Source organism: Pedobacter sp. (genome assembly GCF_965249885.1).
In the GTDB taxonomy this organism is placed as follows: Bacteria; Bacteroidota; Bacteroidia; order Sphingobacteriales; family Sphingobacteriaceae; genus Pedobacter.
The window spans coordinates 2596411-2616613 of record NZ_OZ252254.1 but is presented as its reverse complement, the minus strand read 5'-3'; the positions used below and the strand labels follow the sequence as shown (position 1 = coordinate 2616613).

The following is a 20203-nucleotide window of genomic DNA, read 5'->3' as shown; positions in this document are numbered from 1 at the left end:
TTTACCATGGTGGCCTAATCAATCTTTGACTATTATTGGCAGCCAAAAGTCATGTTAGTTTTACGCGAACATAGAAGGTGAATTTAATCATCAATAAATCCAACTAGGACATCTAAGATATTGTCATCACAAAAAATGATGCACTTTAAACTAAGAATTTTAATTCCTGTAGTAGGATTGCTGAGTTGCTGAAAATACAGTCAAGCTCACTTTAAGCTTATGCTTTTCGTAAAAAATAAAATGAAGAGACAATAAAAAAAGGGCCTTTTCAAAAGTGCCAATCCCCTATCTTGAACTTATTCCAAGATTGATAGATTATGCGTTACCGCTAATCAGAGAAGATTCCGCAGTTGCGGTTAACTTTTGAAAAAGCCCTTGTTTAAGGCTAAATTATTGCTTAGCTATCTTTACTTGACCTACGCGTTTTGAACCGTTTTCATAAAGCTCTATTACGTAAGTACCTTTGGCATAGCTCGACAGATTAAGTTCATAACCATTCAGCATTTGATCTTTTGAAACCGCTTGAGTTAGTAGCACCTCCCCGTTTACATTAACTAGCTTTAAGGTTTGGCTTGATGCAGCTAAAGATCCATTAAATCGGATTCTAACATTAGAGATTACTGGATTAGGATAAGCACTTAGTATTTCTACATTTTCGCTTAAGTTCCCAGAATAATGTACCGACTTCGGCTCAGTTTCAGTGATTTTATTATCATTATCTATCTGAACAAGCTTGTAGTAATTATTTCCAATCAAAGGATTTCTATCGATAAAGGAATAATTACCAGCTAAGCCTTTTGATGGTTCTACAAAAATTTGCTCATAATTTTTGTTATCTCCTGATCTTTTTAATTCAAATCTATTATTATTAGTTTCAGATAACGTGGTCCATTTTACTAATACGCCTTGCGACACCTTATTAGCAGTGAACGTTGCATAAGTTACTGGAAGCGTGGTTGGAGCTTCAAAAGACACACTAAACCTGTTTGTACCATAACTTGCTGCCTGCGTTTTGTCGATTGTAAATGAATGTACATAACCAGATGATACCGCAGCTGATGTACCCAAGAAATTATCATTAAGTTTCACTAGATATCCTGAAGGCACATCTTGGTAATCAACAGACAATTGATAATTACCATTTTTATTTCCTTCGCTTACATTAAGTTTGACACTTGTGCCGTTAGCTACTGCAGGCATGTAATTGATTGCCAAACTTCTGTTATCACTCGAAAGACTTGATAGGAACAATTTCTGCTCAGCAGCATCCGATAGATAGGTTGCATCTTCTGTAACATTATAAGCAGCTGATTTACCCGTTTGGAAAACTACCGCAGTCTCTTCTTTATAAGGTAAGCCATTGCCTGTTAAGGATAAACGCACCAAAGTGAATGGCGTAGATTGAACCACAGGTTCAGTATTATTAGCCATAACAACTCTTTCAATTGCGATAGGATTTTCCGTAGCAGGTGTCGACATTAATAACGGCGATGCCTGGGTACTAATTTTGGCACTCTCAGCAAAAGTGATGCTACCAGAGCCGTTAGCTTGCACAAAAAAGCCTTGTCCTGCCGGAATGATATTACTTGCGACATTGGCTGGCACACCCACTGCGCCATCATAGGTGGCATAGCTTCTTGATGCAGGGTTCCAAATTCTAATGATGTTATTTGTAAGGCCAGATTTGGTAATTCCAGCAGAATTCCAGTCTATGCTTGAAGCATACGGATTACCTACTAAATTTCCTCCGTTAGTAAGGGTTACCGCTACATTTTGCTGATTTAATACGCCGACGAAATCAATCACTGTATTTTCTGGATCAACATATGGAGAAGTAGTCTTTCCAGTATAGTTTGACCTATCGCCTCTGTAATAGATATAGGCTCCCTTTCCAATATTAACCGAAGTATTAATGTTAGGTATGGCAGTAAAGCCAGAAGTACCGTAGGTCCAAGCGCTGGCTGCATTACCAGAGCTACTATCAAAACCGTTAGTGCTACCACCCGCACCTGTTACAATCACATCATCAATAAATTGATTAAAGCTATAGGTTCTGTTAGAAGGGTTTCCATTATCAAAAACTGGTGATGAGAACATGCGATAGGTTCTATAAGGATCCTGAGTACCGCCTGTAACAAAACGTTGAACATTCACATTTCCAGTAATTGCCGCTCCGGAAGGAATGGCTGCTACCCTACCAGATCCAGATGCGCTAGATAATATCGTTAAATTACCATTGGCATTTAAGGTAGTACTTGAACCGATGTTCAGTACGCCATTTGTAGCTATGGAGAAGCTTCCACTAGCCAGCGTTTTTGTTCCGCCATTACTAAATGTAACATCTCTAAATTGAATTGCAGAGCCAGCGTTAGATAAGCTTTGAGTACTGCCATTATAACTAATATTTACAGTACCAGCACCTAAGCTAAAATTACCTCCGTTAACGGCGAAATTCCCAGCTACACTTAAATTTTGTGTGCCACTAGTTTTATTTACGGTTACCGTACCTGCAGTTTGTGTGTAATTTCCTGTGATGGTGACACTACCTCCCGTTGAGGCTAGATTTAACGTACCATTACCAGTTGATGTTACCGTGAAATTTCTTGCGGTAAAATTATTTACTAAAGACGGTGTACTTGCCGCTGTTTGACCAGGACTGTTCCAAACAAAATCTGAAAATGTTTGATTGCTACCCAATACATCTCCTGCAAAACTGGTGTAACCAATTACTTCACAAATAGCGCCTGTATTCCAAGTAGCGGTAGGGATAGTACCCGAAGTTGTGGTAAAATTATGCTGATATTTTCCACCGTTATCCACTTGTAAAACGCCGCTTACAGTAATTGGCCTACCATTATTGCTTAGTATGCCTTTAACAACAACCGCAGGGCCGCTAGCAATGGTTAGCGTACCGCCAGTAAGCGTTAATTGAGCACCACTTTCAATTAAAACGTCATCAACTGTTTGATTGCCCGTAATGCTAATGGTATTTCCTGTTCTTACCGTCACTGTAGCTGCTGTATTTGAAGGCGCTAAAGTTGCCGCCTGCCAGCCGGAGACTCCATTTGTAGATGTTTCCCAACTTGTAGAAATATTCCAATTACCAGTTGTTACAGCACTTCTAAAATAATCTGTAGCATTACTTGGGTTAAGTATCGGTATTCCAGCTGTGGTATAAGGTGTTTTAGTTCCGTCAGTTACGTCTGAAGCTGTTAAGGTGTTGGTGTTGCTTATCGTATTTAATCTTACGGAAAAATTAGTTCTAACGCCGCTTACTAAAGCTGCATCAGCAGGTAGCGTGCGACTTGGGTCAGTAGTAGTAATTCCAACAACGTCAGTTACTGAAGTTACCGTATTAAAGGCAGCATCCGTTGCCCTAACCGTAATATTAAACGCTACTCCAGCACCTTGATTTGAAGGAGTTCCAGTTTTACCGTTTGGATGTCCCGCAACATAAGTTTCGCCCGGCAAAATAATCAACAACCTACTAAAAGTATTGATATTTACTGCAAAAAGCGAACTGGCACTTGATGTTTTAGTATTATCAGTTTGATCGGCTACGGTTAATCTTTTATTTGCAGTTGCGGAACCGATACGATATGTTACTGGAGTTGTCAAGGTTCCGGATGACAAAGCAGTTGCCGCAGGAAGTTGCGCATAAATATCATTTGTAGCGGTAAAGCTTACTAAATCAGTAACTGTATTTACCACATTCCATGCCGCATCAACGGCATTAATGGTTACATTAAATGGTGCACCGGCAAGCTGTGGGCTTGGCGTACCTGTTTTACCTGTTGCTGTTCCTGGCGCAGCAGTTTCACCTGGCAACAACAACTGCAACTTCACGAATGTGCCGGGAACTACGCTTACAGCAGCACTATTAGCAAAACCTCCAGCAGTAACATTTGTTGCAGTAATGGTAGTTGATCCAACAGACCTCAATGTGATGCTGAAGTTAGTTTTCGTTCCAGCAACCAAAGCAGCATTTACTGGCAGCGTCGCATTTACATCGTTAGAAGTAATTTGTACTGTATTCGTATTTGTAGTAATTCTATTCCAGTTGGCATCTACAGCGTTTACTGTAAAGTTAAATGCCGTTCCTGCACTTCTGGCTGTTGGCGCACCTGTTTTACCAGAAGCTGTCCCAGGAGCAGCGGTTTCTCCTGGAAGTAGCACCTGCAACTTTGCATATGCTCCAGGGCTTACCAAAAAGTTAGGACTAGTATTGGCAGTTTTAGTAGGATCAGTGATATCCGAAGCGGTAATATTCCTATTTCCACCAGTAACCAGCGTAACATTGGTAAGCGTAACTTCACCAGATGCATCCATCACAAAATCAGCAGGCATGGTTGCGTTCACATCACTTGAGGTTAGTCGAATAACGTGAGAAGATCCAGTTATCAAGTTCCAAGCAGCATCAACCGCCCTAACTCTTACTGTAAATGGTGTACCGGCGATTTGGCCTGTAGGTGTACCTGTTTTGCCAGAAGCAGTGCCAGGTGCAGCAGTTTCGCCCGGAAGCAAGACTTGCAATTTGGTAAATACCCCTCCGATAACGGTGATAGTTGATGAACCAGCACTTACTCCGCCCGGGTTGGTAGTATTGGTAGCTGTGATATTTCTAGAACCTGGAGTTACTAAGGTAACGTTAAAGGTTCTGGTTCCATTTGCGGCAAGCGTATTGTTTGCTGGTAAAGTTGCTCCTGGATCTGTAGAAGTGATATTAATAATATCGGCATTTCCAGTTACCCGGTTAAAGTAGGCATCAACAGCATAAACAGAAGCCACTACTACAGCGCCAGCATTTACCCCCGTTGGCGTGCCCGTTTTACCGGTAGCTGTTCCGGGAGCTAAAGTTTCGCCTGGAAGAGTTAATAAAAGTTTACTAAACGTTCCCGCAGCTACTACAATTGCCGGACCGGTATTGGCTGTTTTTGTACCATCGGTAATATTAGTAGCGGTAATGGTTCTATTCCCTGCAGTAACTAGTGTAACCGCCGAGGCACCAGAAAAACTAGCTACACCATTCACCATGAAAAGATTAGCTGGCATTGCTGCATTGGCATCCGAAGTAGTTAAACGAACCTCGTCGGTAATGGTAGTAACCACATTCCACGCAGCATCTACAGCATTAACAGTTACATTAAATGGCGTACCAGCCACTTGTCCCGTTGGAGTTCCTGTTTTACCACTAGTGGTTCCAGGAGCTGCAGTTTCGCCAGGTAATAGTAATTGCAACCTTACAAAAGGTCCGGCAACAACATTTACGGTTTTACTATTTGCAGGTGTGCCAAGTGTGCTATTTATCGCATTTAAAGTAATGCTTCCAAGGGTCCGTAGCGTTACATTCACACTTCTAGTTCCGGCTACTAGTGCCCCGTTTGCAGGCAAAGTTGCATTACTATCATCTGAAGTGATTTGAACTGTATTGGTATTAGAGGTAATTCTATTAAAATAAGCATCAACAGCATTGATTACAACGGCAAATTGAGTACCCGAATTTCGATCAGTTGCCGTTCCCGTTTTTCCACTCATTGTGCCGGGAGCTGCAGTTTCACCTGGTAACAATACTTGCAACTGCGAATAAGCACCAGCAGCCAAAGCAAAAGTTGGACTGACGTTAGCTGTTTTTGTCCCATCGGTGATATTGGTAGCGGTAATAGTTCTATTGCCTGCGGTAACCAACGTAACAGCAGAAGCCCCTGAAAAACTAGCAACGCCATTTACCATTGAAATATTAGCTGGCATTGTAGCATTAGCATCAGTAGTGGTTAACTGGATTTGGTCGGTAATTGTATTGATTACGTTCCAAGCTGCATCTACCGCGTTAACTGTCACATTAAATGATGAACCAGCAACCAGTCCCGTTGGTGTACCAGTTTTACCTGTAGTTGTACCGGGAGCAGCGGTTTCGCCCGGAAGAAGCAATTGAAGTTTCACAAAAGGCCCAACCACAACGTTTACGCTTCTACTATTGGCAGGTGTGCCAAGCGTAACGTTCACAGCATTTAGATTGATACTGCCCAAACTCCTCAACGTAACGTTAAAGCTTCTCGTACCCGCAGACAATGTATTGTTTGCTGGTATAGTAGCATTTACGTCATCAGAAGTAATCTGGATAGTATTTGTATTAGATGTAATTCTATTAAAATTGGCATCTACGGCATTAACCGTAATTGCGAATTGTGTACCTGAAGTTCTATCGGTGGTTGTTCCTGTTTTCCCAGTAATTGTACCTGGGGCGGCAGTTTCGCCAGGCAATAATATTTGCAACTGGGAATAGGCACCAGCAGCCAAAGCAAAAGTTGGACTAGTACTGGCTGTTTTTGTTCCATCGGTAATGTTGGTTGCAGTAATTGTTCTATTACCTGCAGTAACCAAAGTAACGGCTGAACCGCCAGAAAAGTTAGCTACGCCGTTCACCATGAAAAGGTTGGCTGGCAGTGTGGCATTGGCATCAGTAGTTGTTAAGCGTATTTCATCTGTAACGGTATTAACTACATTCCATCCAGCATCCACAGCATTAACTGTTACATTGATAGGTGTGCCAGCTACAAGTCCTGTTGGGACACCAGATTTACCGGTTGCTGTCCCTGGAGCAGCAGTTTCGCCAGGCAAAAGCAGCTGAAGCCTAGCAAAAGGACCAGTAACAACACTTACGCTACTGCTTGCATTGGCCGGCGAACCAAGCGTTACATTGGTAGCGCTTACCGTAGCACTTCCTAACGTACGAAGAGTAACGTTAAAATTTCTAGTTCCTGATGCTAAAGTATTGTTCGCAGGCAATACTGCATTTACATCACTAGAGGTAATCTGCACGGTATTATTATTGGTGGTAATTCTGTTAAAATATGCATCAACAGCGTTTACAGTAACCGCGAATTGCGTACCCGAGTTTCTATTGGTTGGCGTACCAGTTTTACCTGAAATAGTTCCTGGAGCGGCAGTTTCACCCGGAAATAAAACCTGTAGTTGTGAGTAGGTACCCGCAACTTCTGATAAGTTTGCTACTACAGTATTGTTCACAAAGCCAGAGATAGTGCCATTATTAGGACCTGCCGCCGTACTGCGCCTCAAGGTGGCAGCTGTTGCTTCGTTTAACGTGGTGGTTGATTGTACTGAAATTCCTGAGATGGTAATGATGTTATCTTTCGCAGTAGTACCAGTTACAGAATATGTTACGGTTATCAACCCGCTCTGCACTAGAATAGATGCAGCAGTAATATTAGTACCACTAAAATTGACCGTACCTACACCGGGCTCAATTTGCCAATGTGCTTGTGAGGGCACCAAATAGATCTTTTGGTCGGTACCAGCTTGAAAAGCTGCATTATTTTGTTCAGCAATGATAATATCGCCGATTGCGGTATAGCCAGCAGCGGTACCCCCAACCGCTTTGTCTGTTGAAATCCCTACCCCACCTGTTGGCTGTGTAATTGTTACTTGGGCAAAAGCACTCGTAACACTTGCCAATAAAAAAAATAATAATAAAAGGGTTTTTACCTTAGTAAAAATTTGCATATAATCCTGTTTAGCTCTCTTTCTTTAAATGATTTCTTCAAAACCTATAGTTCTGGAAATCAAATAATTTGGCTAAAATCGAAAAATTACGCAATTAAAACAATACCTAGAAATGGTTATAAACAGATTTTTTTTACAAAACCGCATTTAAACGCAAAAAGAGTACTTTTTATTTCATGAACTAAAAATTTTCTGAAATAATGTTAAACAACAGAATCAATTTCTCGAACTAGCCTTAGGAGCTTAAACGCCATTAACAACTCTTTTTATTTTCTAATGAGTTTTTTTGCCCCTAATTTTTTACTTGTAACAGTGTCTACCAAAGTGACAAAATAAACGCCGGGAGGAACCATCGAAAGCTCACCTTTCGCACCGTTGATGATTTCATCTTTACCTGCTTTGACACTGTACACTTCTTTACCGCTTGCATCAGTTATGTTAATTAGGTAGTTGTTAGAAGTTAAACTTCCGTTATATTTTAAAGTAAATGTAGATTGTACTAGCGTTGGATATACGACAACTTCGTTGCCTGTGGTTTTGTCTAAATCAAATTTAATAGCAACACGCTCTTTGTAAGTATTGGCCTTACCGTCAAGGTCAACCTGTACTAATTTATAATAGTTATTCCCAGCCACAGGCGATTTGTCTAAGAAATTATAATTACCAGAGGTATTAGGCATCACTTTACCAATGCTAACATATTGCTGTGTATCATCAGCTCTTAAAATTTCAAAGTGATCATTATTGATTTCTGAAGAGGTTTTCCAGCTTAACAGCGCACCTTCACTTTTTTTAACACCAGAAAAATTAGAGATTACTACAGGCAAAGTAGTAACTGGAGTTAAAAGAACTTCGAACCTGCCGTTTCCAAAGCTGGCCGATTTAGACCTATCAACCGTAAAATTATATTCGAAACCTTCTACGATATCGGTGATATTATTCAAATAGTTATCTTTCAGTTTTGCTTCATAGCCAATTGGCATATCCTCTAAGTTAAAAGAGAAAGTATAGCTGCCATTATTGGACGCATCTACTCCTAACTTAAATGATGATATTTCTGAAATGTGCGGCATATAATTTATAGCCATTTTTTTACCTTCAGCAGAAAGGCTAGATAAAAACACCGCTTCCCCACCAGATCTCTCAACATCAAAACCAGCAACAGTTGCAAGCTCTCCCCTTCTTAAAATTATCAGTGTCTCATCACCATTCTCCGTATTGTCTCTGGATAATTGCACCCTCATTTTTGTAGCTGGCTCAACATAAACTGGATTGTCCCCACCTTCCATAGTAACAACGCCCAAATTGCTCGGCTCCACGGCCATCAGCTTGTTAAATGTCGCCGATGATTGATTTACCGCACTAACTTTCGAAGCTTCCGTGAAAGTGACCGAACCCGAAGAGGAATTTGTCAACTGAACAAAAAATGCCTGACCAGAACCGATGTATCTACTTCCATCATTTATACCATATTCACCATTAAATACTGAATATTGTCTATTTTTTGGATTCCAAATCTTGATTACACTACCAACATTTGCTGTTTTTGTAACCGCTAGCCAGTCGATAGTAGCAGCATATGGGTTGCCCAACAAATTGGTGCCAGTTAATGGAACGGTAACGCTTTGCTGCGTCAAGGTTCCTTGAAACGTCATCACTAAGGACTCTGCATCTACGTATGGCGCAGTAAACTTTCCAGTAGCATTAGTTCTGTCTCCTCTATAATAAATGAATGCGCCCCTGCCCACGTTCAAAGAAGTATTAATATTAGGAATTGGCGTAAAAGCACCAATGTAAGTCCATGCACTGGTCTCGTTAGTTGAATTTACATCAAAGCCGTTAGCAGCACCGCCAACACCGGTTATCAACATATCATCAATAAACTGAGTAAAGCTATATTTGCGGCCGCCATCAACATTTGCATTGGTAAAGCTGCTTGTATTATCATATACAGGAGAAGAAAGCAACCTATTGGTTCTCCACATATTTTTATTTCCACCTTGGATATATTTTTCAACGGTAACTGAGCCTCTAATTGAAGCGTTGGAAGGAATTGCCGCAATGGAAGCTGAACCATTTGCATTTGACTTTAAAGTAAGTAAACCATTGCTTTGTAGAGTGGTATTGGCACCCATTGTAAGAAATTTCTCAACTGCAACGGCGAATTTCCCCGGACCTGTAAGCGTTTTAGTGGCACCGCCAGTGAAAGTAACATTACCGAAAACGACTCCATTTCCACTATCAGAGCCTTCGTCTTTTATAGTTTGATCGTTAGCACTGTTAAACTGCAGCAAAACACCTTCATCAGTTAAATTGATTTTTCCACCACTAGAAGTCCAATTGCCAACTAAAACCAAATTGCCAGTCCCCTTAATGGAAGAAGCTCTCGAATTAACGAAGCCTCCGTTTACCGTAAGCGTAACACCTGAATTTATGGTAATTGCAGGTGCATTGCCATTAGCACCGCCAATAGTAAGATTACCTACCGCAGCGCTAGCTGAAATGGTTGGCATTTGAGTAAAACTTTTGTTTACACCGATACGTACAAAATCGTTACCAGTGGGAGCAGTAGATGGCGTAGTATTATCTGCGAGGCTCCAATTGGATGCAGTTGACCATGAGTTTGTACCGCCTATCCAATCGTAAATTTTGCCAGAGGCCGATGGTGTGGCGGCTGAATTGCTCACCGTTCCAGAAGTATTAGTGTAATTATCCGAATTGCTTGCCCCTTGAAGAAGCGAAACTCCCGTTACTGCAAAGCTATTGTTAAAATTTGGATTAGCTAGAACGTTAGCGCTTAGAAACAAATAACCAGCGGTTAACGTTGAGCCGTCAGCTGCACCCAAAGACCAGAAGCGAGCGAAAGGACTACTTGCGCTGCCATAATACTGTATAGCCGAGTCAAAAACGTTGCCTGAAGCCAGCGTTACCAAGAAGGTATCATCAGCATTTCCAAATACACCATCTATAGATTTATTGATTTTAACGGTGTTCCTATCGATAATGGACGTAATATTCCCTGTTAAATCTACTTTAAATTGATAGATATCGAAATACCCTCTGGTTTGAAACTGAAGGCCATAAATTATCGCATTTTGTTGGTTGGCATAAAGCGGATTACTGATTCCATTAGCTGCAGCATTTGCTCCATAAACCTGAAGCTTCATGCTATACATTTTAATTTCATCGAATTTAAAGCGTCCAGCAGTAGTTGAGTTGATGTGTAGCCCAGAATTAGCGTAGGTATTTAACGTGCCGTGGTAAGCATCGCCTCTGTCTGTAGTAGCTTCTTTAACCGTGGCGGTATATTCATCAACAAATAAGTGCCATACAAACTGCCCCTGCCTTTTTATCCGTTGTACCCTGATGGCGTAGGTTTTATTCTCCCATCCAGTACCCAACGAAGACATATTGAAATTTATCAATTGGTTATATCTATTGCCCCAAGGATCATTATCATATCTCCACCTTAACGCTAAATTAGATCCATCTTGTGTTAAGTAGTAACCCGTATTTGGATTGGAAAAACTGCCTGTAGACAAAAACCAATATTTCCAACTATTTTGCCCGGTAGTGATTACGTCCGATTTGTCAGCCGTATTAGTGCTATTTTTGTAGATAAAAGTCCACTCCCAACCAAAATTCTCATTATCTAAATTGGTATTGTTGCCAATGAAAGAAAATTGATAAGCAGATGGTACATTATTACCCGAGCTTTGCAAACAGTAACCGCTGGCAGTAGCTAAATTATTTGTAGAATTAGAAGATATAGAAAGGCCGGCACTACCACCAATGGAAGTAATTCCACTGCCAAGCTGACCACCATCAAAATTGTTGTAATAATAATCAGTTGCAGTATAAACCTGAGCGTTAACACTGAAGTTAAAAAGCAAAACAAAAAAGGTAGATGCAGCTAAAAAAAATGGGAACTGTCTTTTCATCGCTAAACAAAAAGGCAATTCCCAAGCCATAAACGATAATATGGCCTATATGGTTATACAACTACTATTTTTAAAACTTCAGCCGAATACCCCAGTAAAAACAACTGGAATTAATTCTACAAATTGAGCAATTAAATACACACATTCAATCCAAATATTTGTGTTTGAACAGCCTAAACGTTGTTTATTCCCAATTTACCGTTTAATTATTTTTTGGATGGATATGATTTTTCCATCTTTTGCATCCACTATATTTAAAAAATAAATTCCATTTGGTAAACCTAAAACATCTAGGTAGATTCCTTCACTAAGCAACTTGTCAAGGGCAGTCGTATGCTTTACATATTTGCCAGAAACATCTAATAAATTAATCAAAAATTCGCCGCTTAAATTAGGGGCTTTAACATAAAGTCGATCGCTTACCGGGTTTGGATAAGCGCTCACCATTGACGTATTTCCTACACCAAAATCGACTACCGCAAACTCGGTTTGGTGCACCCGTCCATCCGCATCCAACAAAACTAATTTGTAGTAATTTTTTCCCGCCATTGGCGCTACATCTAGAAAGGATTGTCGGTGGCTAGCATTGCCTTCAAACAACTGGATTTCATCTTCCGCTGAATTTATTCTATATAGTTTTACTTTCGAAGTTGGCTGAAATGTCTCCAAAGACCAATTAAGCCAAATACCTGTTGCTTTTGCAGTGCCATTAAAGCCGTTAATTAGCAAAGGCAGTACCGTGGGGGGTTCTATCACGATACTAAATCTGCCGGCACCATGAGTAGCTGGAATATTTTTATCTACATTAAAGTGATAGATTTGCCCGGCACTAATCATTGTGACAGTCTGCAAATAACTATCTTTCAATTTGATTTGATGGGATGCACTATATTCACTCACATTAAAATCGAAAAGATAATTCCCCGCATTAGCAACTGCAACATGTAAGGGAATTTCGGTAGACGACGCAGGGAGTGGCATAAAATTAATAGCTACTTTACGAGTGCCTATTAAAGATGATAAGTTAACCACCTCCCCATCCAGATGAAGCGCATCCTCAGCGGTAAAAGCAGCATTGGCACCATCTTTAAAAACTAAAACGGTCTCATCTTCACCAAACGATGCCAAAGGTTTAAACTTTATTCGGAGCAACTGGTTGGTCGATTGAACCGCTGCGCCATCTGACAAGACCAATTCTTCTGTTTTAACATTTGATGACATAATGAGTGCCGGCTGGCTGGCTAACAGCGCTTTGATGCTTTCTTTAAATTTAATTGATCCGGCAGCGGAGGTTTGTACAAAAAACGATTGTCCTGATTGTATGTGCCTGCTGCCACCTAGCAAGCCCACACCGTTGGCATAGGTGGCGTAACTTCTAGTTGCCGGATTCCATATCCAAATGGCATTATTAACATTAACGCGATCTGCACCCCAATTGCTAGAATCCCAATCGATAGCAGACGCATAAGGATTACCAACTAAATGGGCGCCAACAGGTAGTGTTACGCTGATATCCCCTTGGTTTAGTATTCCATCAAAACTCACCACTGTATTTTCCGGATTAACATAGGGAACATTTGTTTTTTGCGCAAAATTTTCCCTGTTTCCCCTAAAATAAACGTACATACCCTTTCCTGCATTTACCGCGGTGTTAATATTTGGAATTGGCACAAAACCAGAACTGTATGTCCACGCACTAGCCTCTCCGCTTGTAGTTACATCAAATCCCGCAGCACTTCCACCAGCGCCAGATATAATAATATCATCAATAAGCTGAGCAAACTTAGCGCTTCGGTTGCCTTCGGTGTTTACGTTAATAAATGTACTTGTGTTATCATAAACAGGAGACGACAGCATCCGACTAGTACGGTAGGGGTTAATACTGCCACCTTTTAAGAAACGCTCCACTCTCACCTGACCTTGAATAGAGGCGCCCGATGCTACCGGAGCAACACTAGCCGTAGACGTTTCGACAGAAGCTAAAGTTAAAAATCCGTTCGAATTAAATGCGCCAGCACTTGCGGTGAGCAAGCCAGTAATGCGCAAACTTCCATTTAAAGTCACGCCTGCTGAATTGCTAAACTCCATATCTTTGACGGTATTTGAAGCAAAAACATTTGCCGGAACAGTTTGCGGTACTGATCCATTAAATGTGACCTTACCGGCGGTAGAATTAATGGCATTAACGCTATTTAATGCGCCTGAAATCCGCAGGTTTCCACCATTATTTACTGTTAAGCTGCGTCCTGATTGCACCGTTAGATTAGCTGTGTTGACAGCTGAAGCGATTACCGGGTTATACGTTGGCCCAGTAGCTGGGATGGTCACATTTACCACATTGGTTGGAATCGCCAACCCGCACCAATTGGCCTGGTTATTCCAGTCGGTATCTTTTCGGCCTGCCCAAAGTCCCATATCTGTTTGCAAGGGACTAACCCTTACAGCGGCAGTTATTGTGCTACAACCACCCGGAACCGTTAAGGTTAGCGTATAAACGCCAATTGTGTTCGCATTAAGTTCGATTCCAGAGGGATTTTGCTGCACTGAGGTAAACCCATTCGGACCAGACCAAGAATAACTTGCACCAGCTACCAATGGAGCATTTAAATTGAAGGTATAACCGGCACAAATTGGCGCAGTTGTAGTTGCTACAAAAGTAGGTTGATAAAGATTGGCAACTTCTGCAGCAGATAAACCACGGTTATAAATCACCACGTCATCAATAGCTCCATTAAAGTAGGCTTGGGTACGTGCACCAGACGGCCAGTCAGTCCAGGAATTATCCATTCTATCGTAGCCTATACGCCAATAACCAGTATACGATTGTGCTGTTGTCACATTGGCATTACTGGCTAATAACGTACCGTCCACATATAAAAACATACCTGAAGCAGAAAGTATGCCCACTACATGATGCCAATTCCCATCGTTAAAAGAAGTGGTAGAATTTATTGTTCTAACCGCACTGGGATACACTCCAAAATATAATCGGCCATTAGGAACCATGTAAATATGGCGGTCATGTGCCGAGCTGCTGCCGGTTTGCGCATCGCCGAAGCTGATCAGCTTACCGCCTTCGGTTGTGGTAGTTTTAAACCAACAAGACACAGTAAATGCGGCTGGAGAACTGTATGAATTACTTGTGGACATGTAATTGGTGGTTCCATTTAAGCTGTAAGCCCTGTTGGCGTTCCCAAACCTATCATTAACAAATGTTGCAGTACCGCCATTAAATTGCCCATTGTTAACCGCAAGTTCATCGTTTGCATTACTATTAAACCTGTAGTTAACCAAAATTCCTGTAGGATAAGTTTGCGGACAAATCGCAGTAATAGCATTTCCTTCCAGTGCAGTACTCAAGGCTTCCCTAAGTGCAAAAACTTTATAGTAGTACCTTGTATTCGGCGATAAGCCGGTGTCGGTAAAACTAGTTGCGTTCCCTCCTAAAACATTGCCTATCTGCTGAAATCCGGCTGATGCCGAGAGCGAACGGTAAATGACGTAACCAATATTATCGGCAGCAATATCTGCCCAGTTCAATGTTAACTGCGCCGGGCCTGCGGCACTAAATGACAATGTTGTAGGTGGCGCTACTATGCTAGCAAAATTAAAGCTATCATCCGTAGTTGGTTTAACTAGGTTAACCGTATTTTCTACATCATACCTCACTGTTGAAGCGCTGTTAGGTGATGCCATTGTAATGGACGCAAATTGGTTGGTACCGCCAGATATTCCTATAGAGGCTCCCGCACCATTGGGCGGCGCATTATCGTTAATACGGGCATAACTAAATAAGATAACGCCATTTTTCTCATGGAGCTTTGCCTGAAACGACAGCCTTGATGTAGCGGAAGCTGTCCACTCCATATCTCGCCATTGTACAGTCAACAGCCTATCGCCTTCTGGCCCTGACAAGTTGTAACTAATATCTCCAGCCAGTAAAACAGTAAGTATTCCTGGTTGTATCCTTAAATCATCCCAAAATGGAGCAATCACCGGTCTATTAGCTGCAAGGCTATTAGTTGGCAGCGCATTACTTATGCCCTGCCCTAGGGTAAGCCAACCATTGGTACTAATAGCAAAAGTAGTGTACTTAGTACCCATATACCAAAAATCAAATCCTATAGGAATACCCGCCCCACCGCTTCCGTTGTAGTAGCCTTCGTTAGTGTTACCGGTTAGCGTTGGAAAAGTTGCAGAGGTCAAGCCTCCATAGGTTATCGTTGGCTTGGTAACAGTGTAGCGACTGATATCTTGCGCAACTACATTAAACATCAAAAAAAATAAACATAAGGACACAGCCCAGCGGAAGGGTAATAAAGAAGTTGCCATAACATGTAATTAAATTGTACGGCATCTACACTTAATGAAAGCGCAACAGAACAAGGAGCATTAAAATCACGCAAAAAGCCTAGGACATGTTAAACAAAGTCACTAAATGCAAATGCATTAAACCTACAGCACCTGTGTTTACAAGAATAAACTAGAGTTGAGAGCCCAAGCGTTAATTATTAAGCGGACGGCATTTTTAATTCATTTTTCTAAACTCAAATGCTTAACACAATTTAAAAATATTATACACTATGATAAAATGAAACACTGAAAAATAGGCCAAAACGAGTATAAAGACTGAAGATTTCAGTACTTATACGTCAGAAAATATTTACACCAAGTATAAAGCCGAGCCAACCGTTGTATTTGCCAATAACTTTGGCGTTAGAAGGAACAATATTACTACTATAACCTTTGGCGCTAACATGTCCGAATGGAGCATCGGTGATATAATAGTTGAGGCTTGGGCCGCCGTAAATACTAAAGCTGCCAGCCAATTTTAGCTGTACATTTAACTGAAATTTATTAAGCAAATTGGCATAATCCCAACGGCCTAAGTGCAAGTACTGCGATGTTAACTCGGTTGAAAACGATATTGTTTTACCGGGGAAGAAATCATGCCCAAAACCCAGTCCAACGGTTTCAATGTTTTTATCTTTCACTAAGTTTTTACCTAACAGTAGTATGGTGTAAAGTTTGGCATTACCGCCTTTAAAGGCGATATTGGCATTAATTAAGTCATTAGTAGATATACTGATTTTATGATAGCCATTCCTTATCAAATTAATTAAACCCAAACTAAACCCGGAAGAAGTATCAGCGAGATTGACTAGCCCCAACTGAAAACCTTTATTGTGTTTTGCGTAATTGACCACACCAGAAAGTTGTACTCCCTTCAAATCAGCAAAGGTAATGTTGCTGACCCCAGATAATTGAAATCCATGCACTGTTGATTTAGCTATATTAGCTGCACCGGCAATTTGGATTCCGTGTATTTCGTTATTTACAAAGTTTCCAACCCCGGAAATCTGCATTCCCTCGGTTAAGCCGTTCACATAATTAATTGTTGATATCTGGATACCATTAGCCTTGCCCACTACTTGGTTATAAAGTCCAGACACCTGTAAACCATTAGCATTTTGTGCAACCATATTCACTACGCCTGCTACTTGCGCACCTTCTGTGTTTCCACCTATTGCATTAAGTACACCAGCCATTTGTAAATACCGTACATTTGCCTTATTTAGATTAAAAACCCCTGCTATTTCCGCTCCATTAACACCCGCGGTATATCCACCTATTAAATTCAACGAAAACTTATTCACTACGTTTCCGCTCATGCTGCCCCGTGAGCTCAAGCCCGGGGTAAAAGAAGCCTGAACAGGCATACTTGCCAGGAAATTAGGAATGTTTATGTTTTGAATACGCTGCTTTGATGAGGTAAGCCACCTACTGATTTTTATATTATCTAACAGGTTGGCTACAAAAGTCCCTTTCTCCTTATCTGGATCATCGTAAGCTTGTGGCTTTACATCAATACTAGATAAAAAAATGATGGAAGTATCGCGATAGGTTTCTTTACTAGCTGTTAAAATAATAGCCGTGTGGTTGCCTTTGAATTTCAAACTAAAAAAACCTTCTTCATCGGTTAATGCCGATTGAAGCAGTCGTTTCTCGTAAACACTAGCATTTTTGAGGTACTTACCCGTCTTTGTATCCACCACCCTTCCGGTAATACTATATAAATTCTCAGCAGTTACAATACTTTCTGCGTCAATAGTGCAATGGTTCACTGCGTATCTTAAAATGATATATTCTTCATTCTCCTTATAATCAACCGTACCATTAAATAATTCATCAAGCAAATCCCTAATTGGCTTATTACGTACATTAACGTTCACCAAACTATCTTGACCAAACAAGGCTCCATTGTAGGTAAAATAAAAGTTTCCAGCTTTTGCAACTTGCTTTAAAACATCGCTAACTTTTTGAGATCTTAGATTTAAAGTAACTCGCTTAGCCAAATTACTTTGATTATAATTTATGGAAGTTTGTCCCGAAGCAAAAAAACCTGTAAGAAGCAGCAATAAAATTAGTTTATTTTTCATCTCTACTTTTTAGACAACCAAATTTTACCTTGGTTACGCTGCATTTTTAAATCTAAAGTTTCACAAATGCGATGTAGGTTTTGATCGAGCGCATATTTTAAAGGCAAGGTGGTAAAAATCTTCTCGTTTTTAATGTCATCACTTAAAATGATTTCTTCATTATAAGCTTCTCCTAAAATTGAAACCAACTTATCTAGTGGCGTATTATTAGCTTCAAAAACACCGGTGCGGTAATAATTATATAGTTCATCTTGAGTGCGTACTTTTTTAAACTCGCCCTCCTTTGCTATTAGCAATACACTTTCTCCTTTAGTAAGCTTCAATTGCTGACCCTTTTTGCTTACGCTCACTATACCTGTTTCAACAATTACCTCCACGCCATCATGGAATTTCTTAACATTGAAAGAGGTACCAACTACCCTAACTTCCACATCATCAATTTTAATGGTAAATGGATGCGAGCGATCATGAGCAACACTAAAAAAAACCTCGCCGTTTTTGATTTCCAACTTACGGTTAGTTTTAAAGTTTCCGGCATAGCTGATATTAGTGTTTTTGTTCAATGTAAGTTCACTGCCATCTGGCAATTGATGCTGCAACACCAACTGCTTACTACTTAACATTGTAACACCAAACCAGTGTTGATAGCTTAGCCAAGCGCCTATGCACAGCATAAACACAGCTGCTATACGTAACCAATAGCTACTAATTGGCATTTTCTTGACTGCAGCTTTATTTCCATTTATACGTTGCTTAAATTTTTGCCAAGCTAGTTCTTCATCCACGTCTGATTGTTGAGCCAAAGCTGCACTCTCGTTCCAAATGCGCTCAAATTGCTGATAATATTTTTCATTTTCACTATTAACGGCTATCCACGACTGTACTGCTTCCTTTTCTTCATTAGAAGTTTCTTTAAGCAAAAACTTGATCAATAATTCGTCTTTCATATCGTCTGCTTAATTTAAAAAGTCGTTGTGACTCATTAGCCCCAACATTAACAACACTAAAAAATCAGCTAATTTTACCCGAAGTATTTTAAGCGCTTTACCCATTTGGTTTTCTACCGTTTTTACGGAAATCCTCAACCGGTCAGCAATTTCTCTATATTTCAACTCTTCAAAACGGCTCATCTGAAATATCAATCTACACTGCTGAGGTAATAGCTGCATAGCTAGCTGTAATTCTTTTTGCAGCTCGGAGAACTCCACTTTTCCAGATGCCGCCTCTTGCAGTGCATTCATGCTATGTAAAGTAAAATCTTGGTATTTTGCCTTTACTTGTTCATGCTTTAACAAATTCAAACTATCATGATACACACATTTATACAGGTATGCTTTAATTGATGTGTGTGCTTCTAATAGGCTCCGTTTTTCCCAAAGCTTCAAAAACAATGACTGCACAACCTCTTCGGCGATATCGACATCTCTTACCAATAAATTGGCATAAGCGTGCAAAGCTTTATAATGTGTTTTAAAAAGCTGTTCAAAAGCAAGATCATTATATGTTTGTGAGGTATTATTCACGTTAAGGTGGGTCAAATATATTGGTTTGTTTTTAGCTGCACAATTGGTCATTTAACTTGGAATAAAGTAAGCGGAAATTAGAGTATTAGGAATGTAGTTATGAATCAGTTATTAAATGAATGCGTTTTAAAATTTGTGCGCCATCCTCGGTATAGATCGTAAACAAATCAATATATCTAGCTTTTGCAGGTCCCGATTTTCCGCCTACCATTTTCACAAAAACACGTTTTAATAATAGTTTTTTGCCTCCGTCTTTAATATAAAGTTGATACTGTTTACTATCAGCACCTTTTTGAAGATACATGGCTAACTGATGATATTCGGTCAAACGTACCTCGAAAACGCCATTACCCAAACTTTTGCTTACTATACCATAATTTATTTTTCCGCTAATGGCTGATACTGCAACTGCCGCTCCCGTTTCGTTGTGCTTAATTACACTTGCTTTTATGGGGCGTTTTTCATTGATATTCCCATCTTCATTTAAGTTGAGCTGATAAAAAACTGTGATAGGATCTGCCGTCCTATGCAAGAAGAACAACGGGTGCTGTATATGAGATTGATGGGACTGCGCAAATAGGAGCTGAACTACCATTAGCGCCATTAATATCAAAGCCAAGGTTTTTAGCACTAACAAAAGGTTAATTTTTGGTTTAAGTAAATTTTTACAAAGTAACTTTCCAAGGCTGAAAAAGCTTCGTAAGGACTGAATTTGATCCGAGGTCATAATTCTTAAATATTTAACGATGTGCTATTTCCCAAAACTATATCACAGCTT

Annotated in this window: 7 protein-coding genes; all 7 read right to left on the bottom strand. The window is 40.3% G+C overall.

The window, feature by feature from the left end; all coding sequences use genetic code 11:
* Positions 1-390: 390 nt before the first annotated feature.
* Positions 391-7521: a T9SS type A sorting domain-containing protein gene (locus ACY2A0_RS11180; protein ID WP_461789536.1), complete on the bottom strand. Its 7131-nt coding sequence runs from the start codon at positions 7519-7521 to the stop codon at positions 391-393.
* 266 nt (positions 7522-7787) lie between these two features.
* The gene (locus ACY2A0_RS11175; RefSeq protein WP_461789535.1) at positions 7788-11462 is read right to left on the bottom strand and encodes a T9SS type A sorting domain-containing protein; all 3675 of its coding nucleotides are present in this window, start codon (positions 11460-11462) and stop codon (positions 7788-7790) included.
* A gap of 195 nt (positions 11463-11657) precedes the next feature.
* Positions 11658-15737, bottom strand: a complete 4080-nt coding sequence (locus ACY2A0_RS11170) for a LamG-like jellyroll fold domain-containing protein (RefSeq protein ID WP_461791511.1) — start codon at positions 15735-15737, stop codon at positions 11658-11660.
* 377 nt (positions 15738-16114) lie between these two features.
* A complete protein-coding gene (locus ACY2A0_RS11165) occupies positions 16115-17902 on the bottom strand; it encodes a peptidase associated/transthyretin-like domain-containing protein (RefSeq protein ID WP_461789533.1) in 1788 nt (595 codons plus the stop codon).
* 2 nt (positions 17903-17904) lie between these two features.
* Positions 17905-18849: a FecR family protein gene (locus ACY2A0_RS11160; RefSeq protein WP_461789532.1), complete on the bottom strand. Its 945-nt coding sequence runs from the start codon at positions 18847-18849 to the stop codon at positions 17905-17907.
* Positions 18850-18858: 9 nt separating this feature from the next.
* Positions 18859-19476: an RNA polymerase sigma-70 factor gene (locus ACY2A0_RS11155; protein ID WP_461791510.1), complete on the bottom strand. Its 618-nt coding sequence runs from the start codon at positions 19474-19476 to the stop codon at positions 18859-18861.
* A 46-nt stretch (positions 19477-19522) separates the two neighbouring features.
* A complete protein-coding gene (locus tag ACY2A0_RS11150) occupies positions 19523-20152 on the bottom strand; it encodes a DUF4833 domain-containing protein (RefSeq protein WP_461791509.1) in 630 nt (209 codons plus the stop codon).
* Positions 20153-20203: the final 51 nt, after the last annotated feature.